Source organism: Pseudomonas sp. B414, from assembly GCF_055408445.1.
In genome coordinates, this window is record NZ_JBUZTQ010000004.1 from 1 (window position 1) to 19969 (window position 19969).

The window sequence follows — 19969 nt, forward strand, 5'->3', positions numbered from 1 at the left end:
TGAATGATCGCGCGCTCTTCAACGCTGAGTTCGGAATAGGACATAGGGGCAGCACCGTACCGGAAAGGTCAGGTGTTGCACTCAGTTTTCGCGGCCGCCGAGTCAATAATAGGGATTGGAAACAACAATGGCGAGGTAAGGTCCTTTACTACGGTGTCAGCTGGGCCATGCAGAATACACAAATTGTAAAACACACCGCTGTAAACCCGGGGAAGAGAATCACAGTATGTGCCCCACTTTTTAAGATTGCTGCGCGTTACTTCATCCCCACGCAGTACAGTATTAATAGTTCCACACCCCGAGACTGATACAGCCAGCGCGATTGAAAAAATGTAACGAGTCGTTTTCATAATCAAGTTCCACCTCGAGAGAGGAGGCTAACTTAACGCCAACTTTGCACAACTTGCGAACATAACCCGGCATACTTTTGTAAGAAACCAATACGTATGCGCAACCTCATGAAAGGCACAGCTCTTGCTACGCCCTAACAGTTTTACGCGTCAGCAAATCCGCAAACGCATTCGCCATCGGCGAGTTGCTGCCTTTGCGCTGCACCAGCCACACGGCGGTGTTGGCGTCCGGGTCAAGCAGCGGCCGGTACACCACGCCCTTGATGCGCATATGCTGGAATGACGCCGGTAGCACCGACACGCCCAAGCCCGCCGACACCAGCCCGATAATGGTCATGGCCTCCCCCGCCTCCTGCGAGATATGCGGGCTGAACCCCGCCTCCCGCGCCAGGCTCAGAAACTGCGCATACAAGCCGCTGCCATAACTGCGCGGGAAGAACACAAACGGCTCGTCCGCCAACGCGGCCAGTTGCAGCCCCTGTTCGCTGCCTTCTGCCAACGGGTGATCGGCGCGAATCACCGCCACCAGCGGCTCTCGAAACAACTCCACCACGCTCAACGACTCAGGCAACACCAACGGACGCATGATCCCGACTTCAATACTTTCATCCACCAACCCTTCTGCCACATCACGGCTGCTCATTTCCTTGAGGTTCAAATGCACCGCCGGGAACGCCTGACGAAACGCAAAAATCGCCTGGGGAATACTGGAGTTGAACGGCGCCGATGAGGTGAAGCCGATCTTCAATTCGCCCAGTTCCCCCAATTGCGCACGCCGTGCCACATCGGCGGCCTTGTCGACCTGAGCCAGTACTAATCTGGCCTCTTCCAGAAACAATCGTCCCGCTTCGCTGAGTTCAACACGGCGGTTGGTGCGATCAAACAACCTCGCTCCCAATTCCTGCTCCAGTGCCTGTATTTGCTGGCTCAGCGGCGGTTGCGAGATGCCCAGCAGCTGGGCGGCGCGGCCAAAGTGCAGCTCTTCGGCGACGGCAATGAAGTAGCGCAAATGGCGCAGTTCCATACAACCTCCATTAGGTCGTAAAACCTATCAAACAGGTCGAACAATATATTGGAAAGAATCGTTAGCCGCCTATATTCTTTTGCCATTGCCGTTCGGCTTTACGCTTTTTTGAGGCCCCCCGTGAAAACTGCTGCTGCACCCCTGGCCCACGAAATCCCGCCTTCGGCGCTGGATGATGTTGTCGCGCAACTCAATGACGTATTTATCGAAAAAGGCACGCCGATGTTTATGCGCACGGTGCTGGCCTTGTTCTCGGGGGGCTTTGCGACCTTTGCGCTGTTGTACTGTGTGCAGCCGATGATGCCGGTGTTGTCCCATGAGTACGGGATCAATGCAGCGCAGAGCAGCTTGATTCTGTCGGTGGCCACAGCGATGCTGGCTATCGGTCTGCTGATTACCGGGCCAATTTCCGATGCCTTCGGGCGCAAGCCGGTGATGGTATTTGCACTGTTTTCGGCTGCGGCTTTTACCTTGCTCAGCGCAATGATGCCGACCTGGGAAGGGGTGCTGGTGACCCGGGCGCTGGTGGGTTTGTCCCTCAGCGGTCTGGCCGCAGTGGCGATGACCTATTTGAGTGAAGAGATCCATCCGCAGCACATCGGCCTGGCCATGGGCTTGTATATCGGCGGCAACGCCATTGGTGGCATGAGCGGGCGTTTGATCACCGGTGTGTTGATCGACTTTGTCAGCTGGCACACGGCGATGCTGGTGATCGGTGGCCTGGCACTGGCGGCGGCCATGGTGTTTGTGAAGATCCTGCCCGAATCGCGCAACTTCCGCCCACGGGCCATGAACCCGCGCAGCCTGCTCGATGGCTTCACCATGCACTTTCGCGATGCCGGTTTGCCGTGGCTGTTTCTGGAAGCGTTCCTGCTGATGGGCAGCTTCGTGACGCTGTTCAACTATATTGGCTACCGCCTGCTGGCCGACCCGTACAACATGAATCAGGCTGTGGTCGGATTGCTGTCGATTGTTTATCTGTCAGGTATCTACAGCTCGGCGCAGATCGGCGCACTGGCTGACAAGCTGGGCCGGCGCAAAGTGTTGTGGGCGGTGATTGTGCTGATGCTGGCGGGTATCGCGCTGACCATGCTCGAACCCATCGCGTTCGTGGTGATTGGCATGTTGCTGTTCACCTTCGGCTTTTTCGGCGCGCATTCGGTGGCTAGCAGCTGGATTGGCCGCCGCGCCACCAAAGCCAAGGGGCAGGCTTCATCGTTGTACCTGTTCAGTTATTACGCAGGTTCCAGCGTGGCCGGGACCTTGGGCGGGGTGTTCTGGCACTTGGCGGGCTGGAATGGTATCGGCCTGTTTATCGGTGGTTTGCTGGTGATCGCGCTGTTGGTGGCATTGCACCTGGCCAGGTTGCCGGTGCTGGCGGGCAATAGCAAAAAACCTTGATCAGGCTCATAGCCTTGCCGGGCTATTGATCACTAATCGGGCTTCAAGGTGTTGCTCGCGTTTTTCCAGGGCCAGGCTCTGGAATGACGCGCCATCCTGTTCAACCCCGTCAAGCCAGGTCAGTAAAGCACCCGCCTCACCGCTCAAGGTGAGGCGTATCACCTCGGCTTGCACTTCAAATTGTTGTACATCAAGCCCCGCGCTGGCGGCGCCTTCGCTAAGGCGCGTGGTCAGCGGCTGTTTGAACGTTTTAAGGGCTTGCACGGGCTCGGCTCGCTGCAACTCGCCTGCTTCAGCCAGGCGCTTGAGATAGAGCGTTTGCGCGCCCTGCAGACGCTGCTGTGCCGGTTGCCACAGACCATAGAAGCCAAAGACGATCAGCAAAAAAAACACCAGAGCCCCGCACAACTGACGCTCCCTGAGTGCCAGTTGGCGCCAACGATCAGATAGACGAGCCTTCATAGAACATCCTCCAGTGTCAGTATTGCGTGTACCCGATTGCCCTGCTGGCTGGCATTGCTCAGCGTGATTGCCAGCGCACCCTGCTCGCCACGCGCTCGCAACTGCTCAAGCTCGGCAAAGCTGCTGGCCGTGATGTTCAAGGCCCAACCGGTGCCGGCGCGCCACTCCATGCGCTGCACCTCAACACTGCTGGCACCCACCACTTGCTCGGTCAATTGGTGCAGACGCTGCAAATGGCCAGCGCTTGCTAGCGAACCTTGCTGCATGGCTTTTAGTTGCGCCGACAGATCGACGATGCGGGTTTGCTCCGGGTACAGGGCTTTGAATCGCTGCTCACTTTGGGCATATAGCTGCGCTGCCTGATGTTCCAGATAATCGCTGCGCAGGTGACTGAAACCCGGCGCCAACGCCAACGCAAGCAGCAGCGCAACACTGACCCCGCGCCAGGGCAGGTGCCGTGTTGTAAGGCGAAATTCACCTTGCAGCAGGTTGATGGCCGAACTCGTGGTGCAGCTCAGGCGCTGCGCAACAGACTCTCGGTGCCATGCCATTTGCGCAGGCAACCTGGCCTTGATCACCTCAAGGGTATGGGGTGGCACCGCGAGGCGGGCATCCAGTGCCGCACCGATAATCCAGCGCTCGTCCCACCAGGCTGCGCAGGGCTGATCACCGGTCAGCAAATCTGCATCTGCATGCGCATTGATAATGTTCAAACCCGAGGCGCGAAGATGTGCCAATACGTCCTTGAGCCACTGCTTACGGATGATCAGCAACGGGTAGCGCTGCTGATCATCTTTGGCCCCAACAGCCAGGTGCAAATGTTCAAGGTCATCAGCCAGTTGGTCTTCGATTGCATAGGCCAAGGCTTGCACTGTGGGTGTACGGCGGCCCGGCCACGGCTCGGTGAGCAGCCAGCTGCACACTTGCATGGGCAATATCAGGTTGACTGCGCGCCCTTGAAGCGCCTCACAGGCCTGACTCAAGCAAGTGTTGTGCAACACAAGATCAGCGTGCCAGAAACTCACGCAGGCATTGCTCAAATCGGCTTCACCGTCTTGAGGGGCACTAAGGTAGAGCCAGCTGTTCATCAAGAGGACTCGCTGTGTGTGGGGGTTAAAAAGCGCCGCTGCAAAAGACGCCACTGGCCGGTTTGCGGATCACGGGCCACATCACTTTCAAGGCGTAAACGACTTTGCCCCAAACGCACCTCGGTGCTGATGCGTAGCCAGCGGCTGTTGATGCCCAGACCCTTGTTATTGATGCCCAAGCCAATCAGCGCCGGGGTGAAGGTGAAGTCCTGAACGCTCGCATAGCCCTGAAGGGGCCGTGCGGCGACCAGGCGCTTGGCAAGTTGCGGGGTAACTCCCTCCAGAGTTGCCAATAGTGTGTCGGAGGCTGTGTTGATGTTGAGTACGGCGTCATTGCCCAGCAGAACAATCCACGGCTGCATGCGCGTATACCAGTGAGCATCGATACCCGGCACCTTGCGCAACTGGCTGATATCACCCAAGTTCAACCCTTGCAGTACTTTTGCCTCTACCGGTGTCACTCCGAGCAAATTTTGTAGACGCAACCAGCGCTGGCTCATGACCCCCTCGGCTGAATCGCTGGCGAACAAAGGGGTGATATTGAAACGCCCGGCCAAGTCCTCGATGTGCACTTCAAGCTGGCCATTGTCGAGCTGCATCGGCGGCTGCCCCTTGGCCCACGCTTGCCCCGGAGCCAACGGGCTTTGAGGATCACCACCCACCTCACGTAGATGATCAAGCGCCCAGGCTTCACCGGCAAAACCTGACTGACGCAGTTGCAACTGATGGATCTGCTGGGCACTGCTGTGCAGGGCCAGCCGCTGACCACGCAACATGCCAGCGGTAATCAGCAGCGCAAGGCTGGTGACCAGTAGTACGGTAATCAGTGCCACGCCTTGCTGGGATCGGGGCATCACGCGCCCTCCGGTAACAACAGGACGCGACGAATGTGCTCAAAACGGCCCACAGACAACTGCACTTCCAACGCTCTTGGGCCGATTTCAGGGGCCGCCTTGCCGGCAGGCCAGTCACTGCGCCAGCCAGTTTTATCCTCAAACAAACGCCAGCTTAAACTGCGCACGTCACTCAGCAGTTTTTGCTTTTGCACCTGTGCGCTGTCCTGCTCGCGGCTGTAACGCCAGAGCACGCCATTTTCGAGTGTGTAGCTGATATCTTGCAGCTCACTGCGTGGCTGCCCCAACGGGTTACGCCAATTGCCACGGCGTATGTTGAGTTCGTTTTGGGACAGCGCCAGCCCCGGTAATTTGACCGAGGTTTGCACCTGAAGCACATCACGCTCGATAAGTGCGACAGCCCGCTGCAAGCTGCGCAGCGCCTGCTCATGAGCGCTGCTGGCACGCTCGGTGCGCATCACTCCATCAAACAGGCGCCAGCAACCGATGCCCAATAGCGCAAATATCGCAATGGCAATCACCAGTTCCAGCAGGGTAAACCCGGTTTGAGCTTTAGTCATGGCGAGCCTTGATCCAGTGGGTAAGGCTGTGAACAGGCTGCTCGCTATCCGCCAGGCTGACACTCAGCTCGACCCGATAAAGACTGGTTTTAGGCTCACGCACGATGCGCTGGTTCAAGCGCCAGTCCCGTTGCGCAAAACGCGACGTTTGCGAGCGTTGACCAAGGGTCAAGGGAGCCAGGCCAAGTTGCAATTCGCTGAGCTGGTTGTCGGCCAGCCACGCGGCAAACAGCCGGTTTTCAACACGGGCGCTTTGCTGCAGGACAAATTGACTGGCTGACAGCAATGCAGCTGACAGAGTGGCGAACACGGCAAGGGCGACCATGATCTCCAGCAACGTAAAGCCTCTTTCAGCTTTCATTGGGCACCTGCGGCATCACGATAAACGGCTCTGCCAGACCATCACTTTCAATGCTCAACCAGCGTTGCGCCGGGCTGTCGAAGTGCAATCTGAAAGCGGTACTTTCATCACTGCTCAACCACAAAAGTTGTGGCGTTTCCACACGCCCGGCCAGGGGTTGATCGCGACCCTCAAGGGTTAATGCCAGCACCAGCCCGTGAGGCAATTGCACCCGCGCCTCGACAGGTTGCCAGCGGCCATCTTCAAGGCGCATCAGTTGGTAAGCCTCGGGCTGCAGTTGCACCCCATATTCCTGCACGTCGAGCACAGCCCTTTCGCGGATCCCGAGCATCAAGCGCAGCAATAAATCAGCTTCCTGACGGGCATGGCGGGCCGTGTTGTCACCCAGACTGATGTGCACCATCGAAGCGAGTACGCCGATAAGCACGATGACCACCATCAACTCGATCAAGGTGAAACCTGCCGCGTCACGACGCATATATCAGGGCGCCCAATTGCCGATATCGGCACCATGCCCTTCACCACCGGGTACACCGTCCGAACCCAGGGAATACAGGTCAAACCCGGCCGAATGAGGTCCTGGGCTGAGGTACTGATAGGCTGTTCCCCAAGGATCAACCGGCAGGCTTTTCAAGTAGCCCTGAGGGTTCCAGTTTTTAACCACGGGGGTACCTGTCGGGCGCTTGATCAGCGCTTGCAGCCCCTGTTGCGTCGAGGGGTAGGTGAACGTGTCCAGGCGATACATTTCAAGGGCAGTGGAAATGGCTTGAATATCGGTACGGGCCGCCGTGACCTTGGCCTGATCCGGGCGGCTCATAAACTGCGGCACCACAATGGCGCCCAGCACGCCAATGATCACCACCACCACCACCATGATTTCGATCAGGGTGAAACCGCGTTGAGAAGATCTTGAGGGTGTTTTCATCGGTCAATTCACCAGTTGGTTGAGGCTAAGAATTGGCAGCAGGATGGCCAGGACGATCAGCAGAACAACACCGCCCATCAGCACCAACATGAAGGGTTCGAACAGGCTCACCACCAGGGCAATGCGCGCTGCGAGGGCTTTTTCCTGCTGCTCGGCGGCTCGCGCCAGCATGCTGTCCAGCTCACCGGCACGCTCGCCACTGGCAATCAGATGCAGCATCATTGGCGGGATATCTGCGCTGCGCTCCAACCCGCGGGCCAGCGTGCCGCCCTCGCGTACCGAGCGGGCGACATCGAGCATGCGCTGGCGAATGGCGAGGTTGGTAATAACCGTGGCGGCGATTTGCAGCGCGTCCACCAAGGGCACTGCACTCTTGCCGAGAATCGCCAGGGTGCTGGCAAAGCGTGCCGCTTCCATCGCCCGCAGCACCTTGCCCAGCAGTGGCAAGTTGAGCAAAACCCCATGCCCGCGCAGCTTCAAGAGGGGCTGGCGCAAGGCCCAGCGCGCCGCACCGAGACAGGCAATCATCAGCACCAGCAATACCCAGCCCCAGGTTCGCAGGCCATTGCTCAGGGCAATCATGGCCTGGGTTAAAAAGGGCAAGGCCTGACCACTGTTGATAAAGATTTTCACCACGTCGGGCACCACATAACCAAGCAAAAAACCGACGATGGCCAGCGAAGCAAACATTAGGATCAGCGGGTACACCATGGCCAACTGGATCTTCTGGCGCGACTGTTGGCGCGCTTCGGTGTAGTCGGCCAACTCCTCAAGCACCTGACCCAGATAACCGCTGCGCTCCCCGGCAGCCACGCTGGCGCGAAACAGTTCGGGGAACGCCCGGGGAAAAGCTGACAGCGCCGTGGCCAGTGCATGACCTTCGATCACTCGGCTGCGTACTGCCGCCAACAGGCTGCTGAGCAGACGTTTCTCACTTTGCGCTGCCACTGCGCCCAAGGCTTCTTCAAGGGGCAAACCGGCCTGGATCAACGTCGACAACTGGCGCGTCAACAAGGCCAGGTCTGTCACCCCGAGCCGGGTGCCGGACTGGGCGTGGCGAACCCCCGGGTTGCCACTTTTGGCGACGCTCAGGAGGGTGGGTCGCAAGCCCCGTTCACGCAGTAGCTGACGTGCATGACGCGCACTGTCTGCCTCTTGCTGGCCACGGCAATGACGGCCGTTGGCATCCTGGGCGCGATAGTTGAAGGTAGGCATTTTCAGTCCTCCTGCGTCACGCGCAGCAGTTCATCGATGCTGGTCAGCCCTTCAAGCACCAAACGCTGGCCGTCCTGAAACAAGCCTGGAGCACTTTTGCGTGCCTCATGCAGCAACAACGGCTCACTGGCCCCCTGGTGAATCAAACCTGCCAAGGCCGGAGTGATGCTGACCAGTTCATAGATCCCGGTGCGCCCGCGATAACCCTGCTGGCAATGCTGGCAGCCGTTGGCGCGGAACAGGGTCGGTACAGGCTGCGCGGCAATCCCGAGGCGGACGCAGGACGCCGGATCGGCGCTGTAGGGGATTTTGCAATCGGGGCACAGGGTGCGCAGCAAGCGCTGGGCCAGCACCCCTACCAGTGACGATGCCAGCAAGTAAGCATCGACCCCCATATCGACCAGACGTGTCACCGCCCCCACAGCGCTGTTGGTATGCAAAGTCGACAACACCAGGTGCCCGGTAAGCGATGCTTGCACGGCAATTTCGGCAGTTTCCCGGTCGCGAATTTCGCCGACCATGACCACGTCCGGATCCTGACGCAGAATCGCCCGCAGCCCACGGGCGAATGTCATGTCCACCTTGGTGTTGACCGGGGTCTGGCCGATGCCCGGCAGGTGGTACTCCACCGGATCTTCGACCGTCAGGATGTTGCGGGTTTGATCATTCAGATGGCTGAGTGCGGCATACAGGCTGGTGGTCTTGCCAGAGCCGGTAGGCCCGGTGACCAGAAAAATGCCATGGGGGCGCGCCAGTATCTGTTCAAAGCGGCTCAGGGTTTGGGCTGGCATGCCCAGCCGCTGGAGGTCCAACCTGCCAGCCTGCTTGTCGAGCAAGCGCATTACCACCCGCTCGCCGTGGGCCGAAGGCAAGGTCGAGACCCGCACATCAACCTCATGCCCGGCCAGCCGCAAGCTGATGCGGCCATCCTGTGGCACACGTTTTTCGGCAATATCCAGGCGGGCCATAACCTTGATCCGCGACACCAGCAAATTGGCCAGCTCGCGTTTGGGCCGCAGTACTTCACGCAGTTGACCGTCAATGCGCATGCGTACGGACAAATGATGCTCGAACGTTTCCAGGTGCACATCCGACGCTTTCTCACGCATGGCTTCACGCAACAGGGCATTGATCAACCGGATGATGGGCGCATCCCCTTCCTGCTCGAGCAAGTCCTCCGTTTGCGGTACCTGCTCGGCCAGGCTCATCAGGTCGAGCTCCTCGTCCAGGCCTTGCGCCACTTGCTCGGCAGCACTTTGCCCGGCGCTGTAAGTGCTGGTCAGCAGCTCGCTAAAACGCTCGTCCGTCACTTGTTGCACAACCCCTTGCACACCTAGCCAGCGCCAGGCTTCAGCCAAGGCGGTCAAGGGCGTGTCGTGACGGATCAGTACACACACGGGCGAAGAAGCGCTGTCCAGCAGCACACCAAAACGGCGGGCAAAGCTGAAAGGCAAGCGTAGGGGCACCAGGCTCACGGGCGACCTTGCCCGGACTTTTGCGACTTACCGTCAAACATCTGATGCGGATCGTTGGGCAACTGCTTCACATCGGAGCCCCTGGATACAGGCTGGCTCATGTCCCGCAAGCTGTTGTAGCGATGTTCGCTGATCTCACGGATATCGTTCTTGCTGCGCACGATGGTCGGGCGCAGGAACACCATCAGATTGGTTTTGGTGCGAGTATCCTTGCTCCAGCGAAACAGGGCGCCCAGGTACGGGATACTGCGCAGCAAGGGCACGCCACTGACTTGCGTACGCACACTGTCCTTGATCAAACCACCAATCACGATAATTTCGCCGTCTTCAGCGAGAATGGTGCTTTTGAGCGAGCGTTTGTTGGTGATCAGATCGGTGGAATCGATCCCTTGCAACGTAGGCGCAATCTCGGAGTTCTCCTGCTCGACTTCCAACCGCAAAGAGCTGCCGTCGTTGATATACGGCTTGATCTTGAGGCTGATACCGATGTCCTGGCGTGTGACGGTGGTGAACGGTTTTTGTGATTTATCGGAGCCGCCGTCATAGGAACCGGTCTTGAAGGGCACGTTTTGCCCCACCAGGATCTCGGCCTGCTGGTTATCCAGCGTCAACAGACTGGGAGTGGACAGAACGTTGTTATTGGTATCGCTGGCCAATGCCGATATCAGGGCATTAAAGCGATCACCTCCAACTTTCAAAACCGCGCCTTCTGGCAGGTTGGAGTCATTTTTCGACAGCGCCCCCATCAGAATGCCAGAGCCGGGAAAGGTGATCGCACCCTGCCCGCTGCCTTTGCTCATGTTCCACTGCACACCCAGCATGTCGGAGATATCACCGGATATTTCCACAATGGCCGCATGGATCAGTACTTGCGAACGCGGCTGGTCCAGTTGACGCACAATGTTTTCCAATGTGCGAACCTGTGCGGGGTCAGCCATCACTACCAAAGCATTCTGGCTCTCATCCGCGGCCACCTTGACCTCGCGAGCCGAGGCCGTTTGCGCCGCGCCACCCGCTGCACTCTCTTGTTTCATGCCTTGGCCTACGGTTTCCAGAACTTGCGCCAGCTGCTTTGCATCGCTGTGACGCAGGCGAATGACACGCGAGTTTTCAGGCTGGCTCCTGGCGGGTGTATCCAGTGTGCGCGCCAGTTGGCTCAGGCGTTGACGTACCGCCTCACTGCCCAGAATGATCAAACGATTTGCAGAGGGATCTGCAATCACCTGGCGGCCCGGCTCGGCCTCTTTTTTGCCCAGGGATTTTTCCATCACTTGGGCAATGTCACTGGCCAGGCCATGACGCAGACTCACGACCGAATGACCGTGGCGTGAGCCTGCGTCCAGTTGGCGTACGATTTCGGCTATACGTTGTGTATTGGCCGCGGTGTCGGTGATCACCAGGGCATTGGCCGAGGCGGAGGGGCCGATATAGCCATTGCTCGATACCAGCGGCCGTAAAAGCCCTGCCAGGTCGGCGGCCGCGCTGGTATTGAGTTCCATGACCCGGGTGGTAAAGCTCTGAGCCTGTGCATCAAGCCGGCCAGCCTTGGTTTTAGCTTCGGACGCCGGGAGGATCAATAAGCGATCACCCTCATCGATGATGGAGAACCCGTTGGCATCCAGTACTGAATAAAACAGTCGGCGCACACCTTCCCGGTTAAGGGGTTCTTCGGAAATAACTGTGATACGCCCTTCCACCCGGGGGTCGAGCACCACGGTAGTACCGAGTACCGATGACATTTCCTGTACCACGTCGCGCAGTTGCGCATCCTTCATCGCCAACCGCCAGAACTGCCCATTGGCCAGCCCAAGGGTTGACCACAAAAGTGCGCAAATTACGATGCCTTGCTGCATACGGCCGCCGATGCCGAACCGGTTGGATCTATTCATGATGTTTCTCTAAGGTTGTTCGGCAATGGGCCGCAGATGAAGGGAAGCTGCCTGAGCCTTTTGCAGGGATGAGTTGGCAACTGGCAACAGGTACTGCGCTGCGGGCTTGAGCGCCAGGTGTTCTTCGCGGCCATTGCGCCAAAGCACCACATGGGAGACTTCGACCCGGCGTAACACGCTGCCACCGGGCAAACGCTCGCCCACGGTGTAAAACCTTGCTTGCTCGCCGTCATCCAGCAACGCGTGTGACTGCCCCTGGCTGGCGACAAAACTGGCGCGCAGTTCCAGTGGCTCAGCACTTCGTATAAGTGCCTCGCCCGCAGAGAGCCCCAGCACAGCCGCTATTGAGTCCGGATTGAAACTGGCGGGAGCTTGCTCAGGGTTTGTCTGCAGAGGCGTAAAAACCGGCACCTCAACAGACTGACGAAACAGCCATTCCTGCCAGGTCAGACAGGCCCCATAGGCGATCAGAAGCACTGTAGAAACAACCCATAGGTAGCGTGAAGCCGCGACTGTTAAAATATTCATAACTGTTTCATCTATGTGCTCTACAGTTGCCAGCAAAAATCCCAACAGTTAAAAAACTCGAACTAAGCACCTAAAAAACAACGCCCAACACCATAAGACAAACACTGAAAACCAATAATAAATAGCAGCCCAACTGCATACAGTTGCAAGGCATCAATAAACTTAAAACAACCACTAAGATTCAACAACAAACAGTAATTCTACTTAAATAATTATGTATTAATGTAGGAAAAGCCCTAACAAACTGTAGCTGTATACCCATTCACTAAAGCCAGAGGGATCTGGTTGTTTAATTGTTTAATTTTATGTAAGAGAAATTTTTTACTAAAAACCTGTTTGTTAGTTAAGCCAAACCAAAAACGCCCGGCATAAGCCGGGCGTTAGGGACAAACCTTAAAAATTTTAAACGTGATACTGCCCGGAGAACTCATGCACGGCGCTGATAAAAGCACCCGCGTGTTCGGGTTTCACTTCCGGGGTGATGCCATGGCCCAGGTTGAACACATGGCCCGAACCGTTGCCGTAGCTGGCCAGGATGCGCTTGACCTCGGTACGGATCGCTTCCGGGTTGGCGTAGAGCACGGTCGGATCCATGTTGCCTTGCAGCGCAACCTTGTTGCCGACACGACGACGGGCTTCGCCCAGGTCGCAGGTCCAGTCCAGGCCCAGGGCATCAGCACCGGCGTCGGCAATGCTTTCCAGCCACAGGCCGCCGTTTTTGGTGAACAGAATGACCGGCACTTTGCGCCCTTCGTGCTCGCGGATCAGGCCGCTGACGATTTTGCGCATATAGGCCAGGGAGAACTCCTGGTACGCCGCAGACGACAGGTTGCCGCCCCAGGTGTCGAAGATCTGCACCGCTTGCGCACCGGCGAGGATCTGGCCGTTAAGGTACGAAGTCACCGATTGCGCCAGCTTGTCGAGGAGCAAGTGCATGGCCTGGGGGGTGTCGTAGAGCATGGCCTTGGTTTTGCGGAAGTCCTTGGACGAGCCACCTTCAACCATATAAGTGGCCAGGGTCCACGGGCTGCCGGAGAAGCCGATCAACGGCACGCGACCGTTCAGTTCCTTGCGGATGGTGCTGACGGCGTTCATCACGTAGCCGAGGTCTTTTTGCGGATCAGGGATCGGCAGCGCTTCAATGTCGGCCAGGGTGCTGACGACTTTCTTGAAACGTGGACCTTCGCCAGTTTCGAAGTACAGGCCCTGGCCCATGGCATCGGGGATGGTCAGGATGTCGGAGAAGAGGATGGCCGCATCCAGCTGCGGGAAGCGGTCCAGAGGCTGCATGGTGACTTCACATGCGAATTCGGCATTCTTGCACAAGCTCATGAAATCGCCGGCCTTGGCGCGGCTGGCGCGGTACTCCGGCAGGTAGCGACCGGCCTGACGCATCATCCATACCGGCGTTACGTCTACGGGTTGCTTGAGCAAAGCGCGAAGGAAACGGTCATTCTTGAGAACAGTCATGTCAGCATCCGGAAAAAAAGTGGGGGCATTTTCTCAGAGACGGACGCAAAAGGCACGGCAAGAGCCGTGCCTTTTATCTATCGGGGCGATTTGTCGCGCCGTAACAGCGCATTCAGCAACACCACGAAACAACTGTGGGAGCGAGCTTGCTCGCGATGAGGGCTTCACATTCAACATTTCGGCTGACTGATCTACCGCTATCGCGAGCAAGCCCGCTCCCACAGGTTGAACGCACTCCAGTTTTGGGAAGTGATCAGACGCCCAGATAATCCATGATCCCTTCAGCCGCAGTGCGGCCTTCGAAAATCGCGGTCACCACCAGGTCAGAACCGCGCACCATATCACCACCGGCAAAAATCTTCGGGTGGCTGGTCTGGTGCTTGAACTGCGACTGCTCAGGCGCAATCACGCGGCCCTGGCTGTCAGTCTGGATCTCGAACTGGTCAAACCACGAGGCCGGGCTCGGGCGGAAACCAAAGGCAATGATCACGGCGTCTGCCGCGATGATCTCTTCAGAACCCGGGATTGGCTCGGGGCTGCGACGGCCACGGGCATCCGGCTCACCAAGACGAGTCTCGACCACTTTCACGCCTTCAACCTTGCCCTCACCGACAATGGCGATCGGCTGACGGTTGTAGAGGAACTTAACCCCTTCTTCCTTGGCGTTTTTCACCTCTTTGCGCGAACCCGGCATGTTGGCTTCGTCACGACGATAAGCACAGGTCACCGATTTGGCGCCCTGGCGAATCGAAGTCCGGTTACAGTCCATGGCCGTGTCGCCGCCACCCAGCACCACAATCTTTTTGCCCTTCATATCGACGAAATCTTCCGGCGACTTTTCAAAGCCCAGGTTGCGGTTGACGTTGGCAATCAGGAAGTCCAGCGCATCGTGCACGCCCGGCAGGTCTTCACCTGCAAAGCCACCTTTCATGTAGGTGTAGGTGCCCATGCCCATAAACACCGCGTCGTATTCGGCCAGCAGCTGTTCCATGCTGATGTCTTTACCGATTTCGGTATTGAGACGGAACTCGATACCCATGCCGGTAAAGACTTCGCGACGATGGCTCAGTACGGTCTTTTCCAGCTTGAACTCCGGAATGCCGAAGGTCAGCAGACCGCCGATTTCCGGGTTTTTGTCGAACACCACCGGGGTCACGCCGCCCCGCACCAGCACGTCGGCACAGCCCAGGCCAGCAGGGCCCGCGCCGATAATTGCCACACGTTTGCCGGTCGGTACGACTTTGGACATGTCCGGGCGCCAGCCCATGGCGAACGCGGTGTCGGTGATGTACTTCTCCACCGAGCCAATGGTCACCGCACCAAAACCGTCGTTAAGGGTGCAGGCACCCTCGCAGAGACGGTCTTGCGGGCACACCCGGCCACAGACTTCGGGCAGAGTGTTGGTCTGGTGCGACAGCTCGGCGGCGGCGAGGATATTGCCCTCGGCCACCAGCTTGAGCCAGTTGGGAATGAAGTTATGCACAGGGCATTTCCATTCACAGTACGGATTGCCGCAACCCAGGCAACGGTGGGCCTGCTCGGCCGACTGCTGGGGTTTGAAGGGTTCGTAGATTTCCACGAACTCTTTTTTGCGTTGACGTAACAGTTTCTTCTTCGGATCTTTGCGCCCGACATCGATGAACTGGAAGTCGTTACTCAGACGTTCAGCCATGGTTAAAACCTCATCAAACTTTTCAGGCGCATATCACTGCGGGTTGGCACGGATGCTGGAAAGCAACGATTTCAAGCTGGCAGCCTTGGGCTTGACCATCCAGAACCGACGCAGGTAGTCATCGAGGTTTTCCGAGAGGTTGCGACCCCACTCGCTGTTGGTTTCCTCAACGTATTCGTCCAGCACGTGTTGCAGATGATTGCGGTAGGCCTCCATCGCTTCGCCACTGATCCGCTGGATTTCCACCAGTTCGTGGTTAACCTTGTCGACGAACGTGTTGTCCTGATCCAGCACGTAGGCGAAACCACCGGTCATGCCCGAGCCGAAGTTGTAACCGGTTTTACCCAGCACGCAGACAAAACCGCCGGTCATGTATTCGCAGCAGTGATCGCCAGTGCCTTCCACCACGGTGTGGGCACCGGAGTTACGCACTGCGAAACGCTCGCCCGCCGTGCCAGCAGCAAACAGCTTGCCGCCGGTTGCGCCGTACAGGCAGGTGTTGCCGACAATGGCGCTGTCCTGGGTTTTGTAGACGCTGCCTGCAGGCGGCACGATAACCAACTTGCCGCCGGTCATGCCTTTGCCCACGTAGTCGTTGGCATCGCCTTGCAGATACATGTTCAAACCACCGGCGTTCCACACACCAAAGCTCTGACCGGCAGTGCCTTTGAAGCGGAAGGTGATCGGGGCCTTGGCCATGCCCTGGTTGCCGTGAGTACGGGCGATTTCGCCCGAGATACGGGCACCGATCGAACGGTCGCAGTTGCAGATGTCGAGGTCGAACTCGGCGCCGCTCATGTCGTTGATCGCCGAGCGTGCCATGTCGAGCATCTTCTCGGCCAGCAGCCCCTTGTCGAATGGCGGGTTGCGCTCTACCTGGCAGAACTGCGGCTTGTCGGCCGGGATATGGTCGCTGCCCAGCAGTGGCGTAAGGTCGAGGTTGTGCTGTTTGGCCGTCTCACCCTGGAGGATTTCCAGCAGGTCGGTACGCCCGATCAGCTCTTCGAGGGTGCGCACGCCCAGCTTGGCCAGCCACTCGCGGGTTTCTTCGGCCACGTAGGTGAAGAAGTTGACCACCATGTCGACGGTGCCGATGTAGTGATTTTTACGCAGCGATTCGTTTTGAGTCGCAACGCCGGTGGCGCAGTTGTTGAGGTGGCAAATACGCAGGTATTTGCAGCCCAGCGCGATCATCGGTGCAGTACCGAAGCCGAAGCTTTCAGCGCCCAGGATCGCCGCCTTGATCACGTCGAGGCCGGTTTTCAGGCCACCGTCGGTCTGAACCCTTACCTTGCCGCGCAGGTCGTTTCCGCGCAGGGTCTGGTGGGTTTCTGCCAGGCCCAGTTCCCACGGTGCGCCCGCGTACTTGATCGAGGTCAGCGGCGATGCACCGGTGCCGCCGTCATAGCCGGAGATGGTGATCAGGTCGGCATAGGCCTTGGCCACGCCTGCGGCGATGGTGCCTACACCTGCTTCAGCTACCAGCTTCACCGATACCAGCGCTTTCGGGTTGACCTGTTTGAGGTCAAAGATCAGCTGCGACAAGTCTTCGATGGAGTAGATGTCGTGGTGCGGCGGTGGCGAAATCAGGGTTACGCCGGGTACGGCGTAACGCAGCTTGGCGATCAGGCCGTTGACCTTGCCACCCGGCAGTTGCCCGCCCTCACCCGGCTTGGCGCCTTGGGCCACCTTGATTTGCAGCACTTCAGCGTTGACCAGGTATTCCGGGGTTACGCCGAAACGGCCCGTGGCCACTTGCTTGATTTTCGAGCTTTTGATGGTGCCGTAACGTGCCGGATCTTCGCCGCCTTCACCGGAGTTGGAGCGTGCGCCCAAGCGGTTCATGGCCTCGGCCAAGGCTTCGTGAGCCTCTGGCGACAGGGCGCCCAGGGAGATACCGGCCGAGTCGAAGCGCTTGAGGATCGAGTCCAGCGGTTCGATATCGTCAATGCACAGCGGTGTGTCGAGGGTCTTGACCTTGAACAGATCGCGGATCATCGACACCGGGCGCTTGTCGACCAGTGCGGTGTATTCCTTGAACTTGCTGTAGTCGCCCTGCTGCACAGCGGCTTGCAGGGTGGCCACCACGTCCGGGTTGTAAGCGTGGTATTCGCCACCGTGCACATACTTGAGCAGACCGCCTTGCTGGATCGGCTTGCGCGCACTCCAGGCTTCGGCAGCGAGCAATTTTTGCTCGGCTTCCAGGTCAACGAAACGAGCACCCTTGATGCGGCTTGGCACACCACGGAAGCTCAGTTCACAGATTTCTTCGGACAAGCCGATGGCTTCGAACAGCTGCGCACCGCGGTACGAAGCAATAGTCGAAATGCCCATCTTCGAGAGGATCTTGAGCAGGCCCTTGGTGATGCCTTTGCGGTAGTTCTTGAACACCTCATAGAGGTCGCCCAGCACTTCACCCGTACGGATCAGGTCACCCAGCACTTCGTAAGCCAGGAACGGGTACACCGCCGAGGCGCCGAAACCGATCAGCACGGCAAAGTGATGCGGGTCACGGGCGGTCGCGGTTTCGACCAGGATGTTGCTGTCGCAACGCAGGCCTTTTTCGGTGAGGCGATGGTGCACCGCGCCCACGGCCAGTGAGGCGTGAACCGGCAGCTTGCCCGGCGCGATATGACGGTCGCTCAGCACGATCTGGGTACGCCCAGCGCGTGCGGCTTCTTCGGCCTGGTCGGCGATATTGCGCACCGCGGCCTCAAGACCGACGCTCTCGTCGTAGTTGAGGTCGATGATCTGACGTTCAAAGCCCGGCAGGTCGAGGTTCATCAGCGAACGCCATTTGGCGGGCGAGATAACCGGCGAGCTGAGGATCACACGCGATGCGTGCTCCGGCGATTCCTGGAAGATGTTGCGCTCGGCACCGAGGCAGATCTCCAGCGACATGACGATGGCTTCCCGCAGCGGGTCGATCGGCGGGTTGGTAACCTGCGCGAACTGCTGGCGGAAGTAGTCGTACGGCGTGCGCACTCGCTGGGACAGCACGGCCATTGGCGTGTCATCACCCATCGAACCGACGGCCTCGTAACCTTGCTCGCCCAGCGGGCGCAGCACCTGGTCGCGCTCTTCGAACGTGACCTGGTACATCTTCATGTATTGCTTGAGCTGATCAACGTCGTAAAACGCCGAACCGTGGTCATTGTCATCGATGGTGGCCTGGATGCGCAGGGCATTCTTGCGCAGCCACTGCTTGTACGGGTGGCGCGACTTCAGGCGGTTGTCGATGGAGTCGGTGTCCAGTACCTGACCGGTTTCGGTGTCCACGGCCAGAATCTGGCCAGGGCCAACGCGGCCCTTGGCGATCACGTCTTCTGGCTTGTAGTCCCATACGCCGATTTCCGAGGCGATGGTGATATAGCCGTTGGTGGTCGTGACCCAGCGCGCCGGGCGCAGGCCGTTACGGTCGAGCAGGCAGACTGCGTATCGACCGTCGGTCATTACCACGCCCGCCGGGCCGTCCCACGGTTCCATGTGCATGGAGTTGTACTCATAGAACGCCCGCAGATCGGGGTCCATGGTTTCAACGTTCTGCCACGCCGGTGGAATCAGCATGCGCACGCCACGGAACAGGTCGATGCCGCCGGTGACCATCAGCTCAAGCATGTTGTCCATGCTGGAGGAGTCGGAACCTACGCGGTTAACCAGCGGGCCGAGCTCGTCGAGGTCGCCGATCAGGTCGTTGGCAAACTTGGTGCGACGGGCCTGGGCCCAGTTGCGGTTGCCGGTGATGGTGTTGATCTCGCCGTTGTGAGCGAGAAAGCGGAATGGCTGGGCCAGCGGCCATTTCGGCAGGGTGTTGGTGGAGAAGCGCTGGTGGAACACGCAGATCGCGGTTTGCAGACGCTCATCACTCAGGTCCGGATAAAAGGCGGTGAGGTCCGCCGGCATCATCAGGCCTTTATAAATAATGGTCTTGTGAGAAAAGCTGCAGATGTAGTGATCGCTGTCAGCTGCGTTGCTCACCGAAGAACGGCGGCGGGCGCTGAACAGTTTAATTGCCATGTCCTGATCGCTCAGGCCCTCACCTGCAATAAACACCTGTTCGATCTGCGGCAAACGCTCCAGTGCCAGACGCCCCAGGACGCTGGTATCGATCGGCACCTTGCGCCAGCCCACTAGTTGCAGGCCCGCCGCGAGGATCTCGCTGTTCATGTTGGCGCGGGCCGCTTCGGCCTTGATCGGGTCCTGGTTGAAAAACACCATGCCGACCGCGTATTGCTTGGGCAAATCGATGCCGAACTGTTCCTTGGCGGTTGCACGCAAGAACAGGTCAGGCTTTTGAATCAGCAGGCCACAACCGTCACCGGTCTTGCCGTCTGCGTTGATCCCACCGCGGTGGGTCATGCAGGTCAGGGCTTCAATGGCGGTTTGCAGAAGGGTATGACTGGGTTCGCCCTGCATATGGGCAATCAGGCCGAAACCACAGTTATCCTTGAATTCATCGGGGTGGTACAGACCTGCTTTCATAGACACTTTCTCACCAGGCTGCCCCAAAAAGGGGCAAATTTCTTTTAATTCAACCACTTGCTTCCCGCGCTGAACGTACGCCAGCTTGGCAGGGGCAAAAGGGTGGTCATTTTACACACCGTCACAAAGACCCACAAATTTAACGGCGATTAACCGTAAGTTCGTGTCGCATTTATGAAAGGTTTAAAGCGATTGCTCGTGCTAGTCAAAACA

Annotated in this window: 16 protein-coding genes; 1 reads left to right on the top strand and 15 read right to left on the bottom strand. The window is 58.4% G+C overall.

Going from position 1 to position 19969, the window contains the following annotated elements; translation table 11 throughout:
* Positions 1–477: 477 nt before the first annotated feature.
* Positions 478–1374: a LysR family transcriptional regulator gene (locus ACZRMH_RS04670; RefSeq protein ID WP_464012388.1), complete on the bottom strand. Its 897-nt coding sequence runs from the start codon at positions 1372–1374 to the stop codon at positions 478–480.
* 141 nt (positions 1375–1515) lie between these two features.
* On the opposite strand from ACZRMH_RS04670, the gene ACZRMH_RS04675 reads away from it, so the two are divergent.
* Positions 1516–2775, top strand: coding sequence for an MFS transporter (locus ACZRMH_RS04675; protein ID WP_464012590.1), 1260 nt, complete (start codon positions 1516–1518; stop codon positions 2773–2775).
* 6 nt (positions 2776–2781) lie between these two features.
* On the opposite strand, the gene gspM is transcribed toward ACZRMH_RS04675, so the two are convergent.
* The 14 genes from gspM to gltB all read right to left on the bottom strand — a co-directional run bounded on the left by gspM (position 2782) and on the right by gltB (position 19756).
* Positions 2782–3237 (bottom strand): type II secretion system protein GspM, encoded by a 456-nt coding sequence (gene gspM / locus ACZRMH_RS04680; protein WP_464012389.1) that lies wholly within the window; start codon positions 3235–3237, stop codon positions 2782–2784.
* Entirely contained in the window at positions 3234–4325 is a 1092-nt protein-coding gene (gene gspL / locus ACZRMH_RS04685) for a type II secretion system protein GspL (protein WP_464012390.1), read from the bottom strand. Before gspL ends, gspM begins: the two co-directional genes overlap by 4 nt.
* A complete protein-coding gene (locus ACZRMH_RS04690; RefSeq protein WP_464012391.1) occupies positions 4325–5179 on the bottom strand; it encodes a type II secretion system protein GspK in 855 nt (284 codons plus the stop codon). Before ACZRMH_RS04690 ends, gspL begins: the two co-directional genes overlap by 1 nt.
* A complete protein-coding gene (gspJ, locus tag ACZRMH_RS04695) occupies positions 5179–5739 on the bottom strand; it encodes a type II secretion system minor pseudopilin GspJ (protein ID WP_464012392.1) in 561 nt (186 codons plus the stop codon). Before gspJ ends, ACZRMH_RS04690 begins: the two co-directional genes overlap by 1 nt.
* Positions 5732–6100: a type II secretion system minor pseudopilin GspI gene (gene gspI, locus ACZRMH_RS04700; RefSeq protein WP_464012393.1), complete on the bottom strand. Its 369-nt coding sequence runs from the start codon at positions 6098–6100 to the stop codon at positions 5732–5734. Before gspI ends, gspJ begins: the two co-directional genes overlap by 8 nt.
* Positions 6090–6578, bottom strand: a complete 489-nt coding sequence (gspH, locus tag ACZRMH_RS04705) for a type II secretion system minor pseudopilin GspH (RefSeq protein ID WP_464012394.1) — start codon at positions 6576–6578, stop codon at positions 6090–6092. Before gspH ends, gspI begins: the two co-directional genes overlap by 11 nt.
* Before the next feature lie 3 nt (positions 6579–6581).
* The gene (gspG, locus tag ACZRMH_RS04710) at positions 6582–7025 is read right to left on the bottom strand and encodes a type II secretion system major pseudopilin GspG (protein WP_464012395.1); all 444 of its coding nucleotides are present in this window, start codon (positions 7023–7025) and stop codon (positions 6582–6584) included.
* A gap of 3 nt (positions 7026–7028) precedes the next feature.
* Entirely contained in the window at positions 7029–8240 is a 1212-nt protein-coding gene (gene gspF / locus ACZRMH_RS04715) for a type II secretion system inner membrane protein GspF (protein ID WP_464012396.1), read from the bottom strand.
* A 2-nt stretch (positions 8241–8242) separates the two neighbouring features.
* Positions 8243–9706, bottom strand: coding sequence for a type II secretion system ATPase GspE (gene gspE, locus ACZRMH_RS04720; RefSeq protein WP_464012591.1), 1464 nt, complete (start codon positions 9704–9706; stop codon positions 8243–8245).
* Positions 9707–9711: 5 nt separating this feature from the next.
* Complete coding sequence (gene gspD / locus ACZRMH_RS04725) at positions 9712–11604, bottom strand: type II secretion system secretin GspD (protein ID WP_464012397.1); 1893 nt, start codon at positions 11602–11604, stop codon at positions 9712–9714.
* Positions 11605–11613: 9 nt separating this feature from the next.
* The gene (locus ACZRMH_RS04730) at positions 11614–12132 is read right to left on the bottom strand and encodes a type II secretion system protein N (RefSeq protein WP_464012398.1); all 519 of its coding nucleotides are present in this window, start codon (positions 12130–12132) and stop codon (positions 11614–11616) included.
* Between the two features lie 402 nt (positions 12133–12534).
* The gene (gene hemE, locus ACZRMH_RS04735) at positions 12535–13602 is read right to left on the bottom strand and encodes a uroporphyrinogen decarboxylase (protein ID WP_464012399.1); all 1068 of its coding nucleotides are present in this window, start codon (positions 13600–13602) and stop codon (positions 12535–12537) included.
* 253 nt (positions 13603–13855) lie between these two features.
* The gene (locus ACZRMH_RS04740; RefSeq protein ID WP_464012400.1) at positions 13856–15274 is read right to left on the bottom strand and encodes an FAD-dependent oxidoreductase; all 1419 of its coding nucleotides are present in this window, start codon (positions 15272–15274) and stop codon (positions 13856–13858) included.
* Between the two features lie 33 nt (positions 15275–15307).
* Positions 15308–19756 (bottom strand): glutamate synthase large subunit, encoded by a 4449-nt coding sequence (gltB, locus tag ACZRMH_RS04745; RefSeq protein ID WP_464012401.1) that lies wholly within the window; start codon positions 19754–19756, stop codon positions 15308–15310.
* Between the last annotated feature and the right edge of the window lie 213 nt (positions 19757–19969).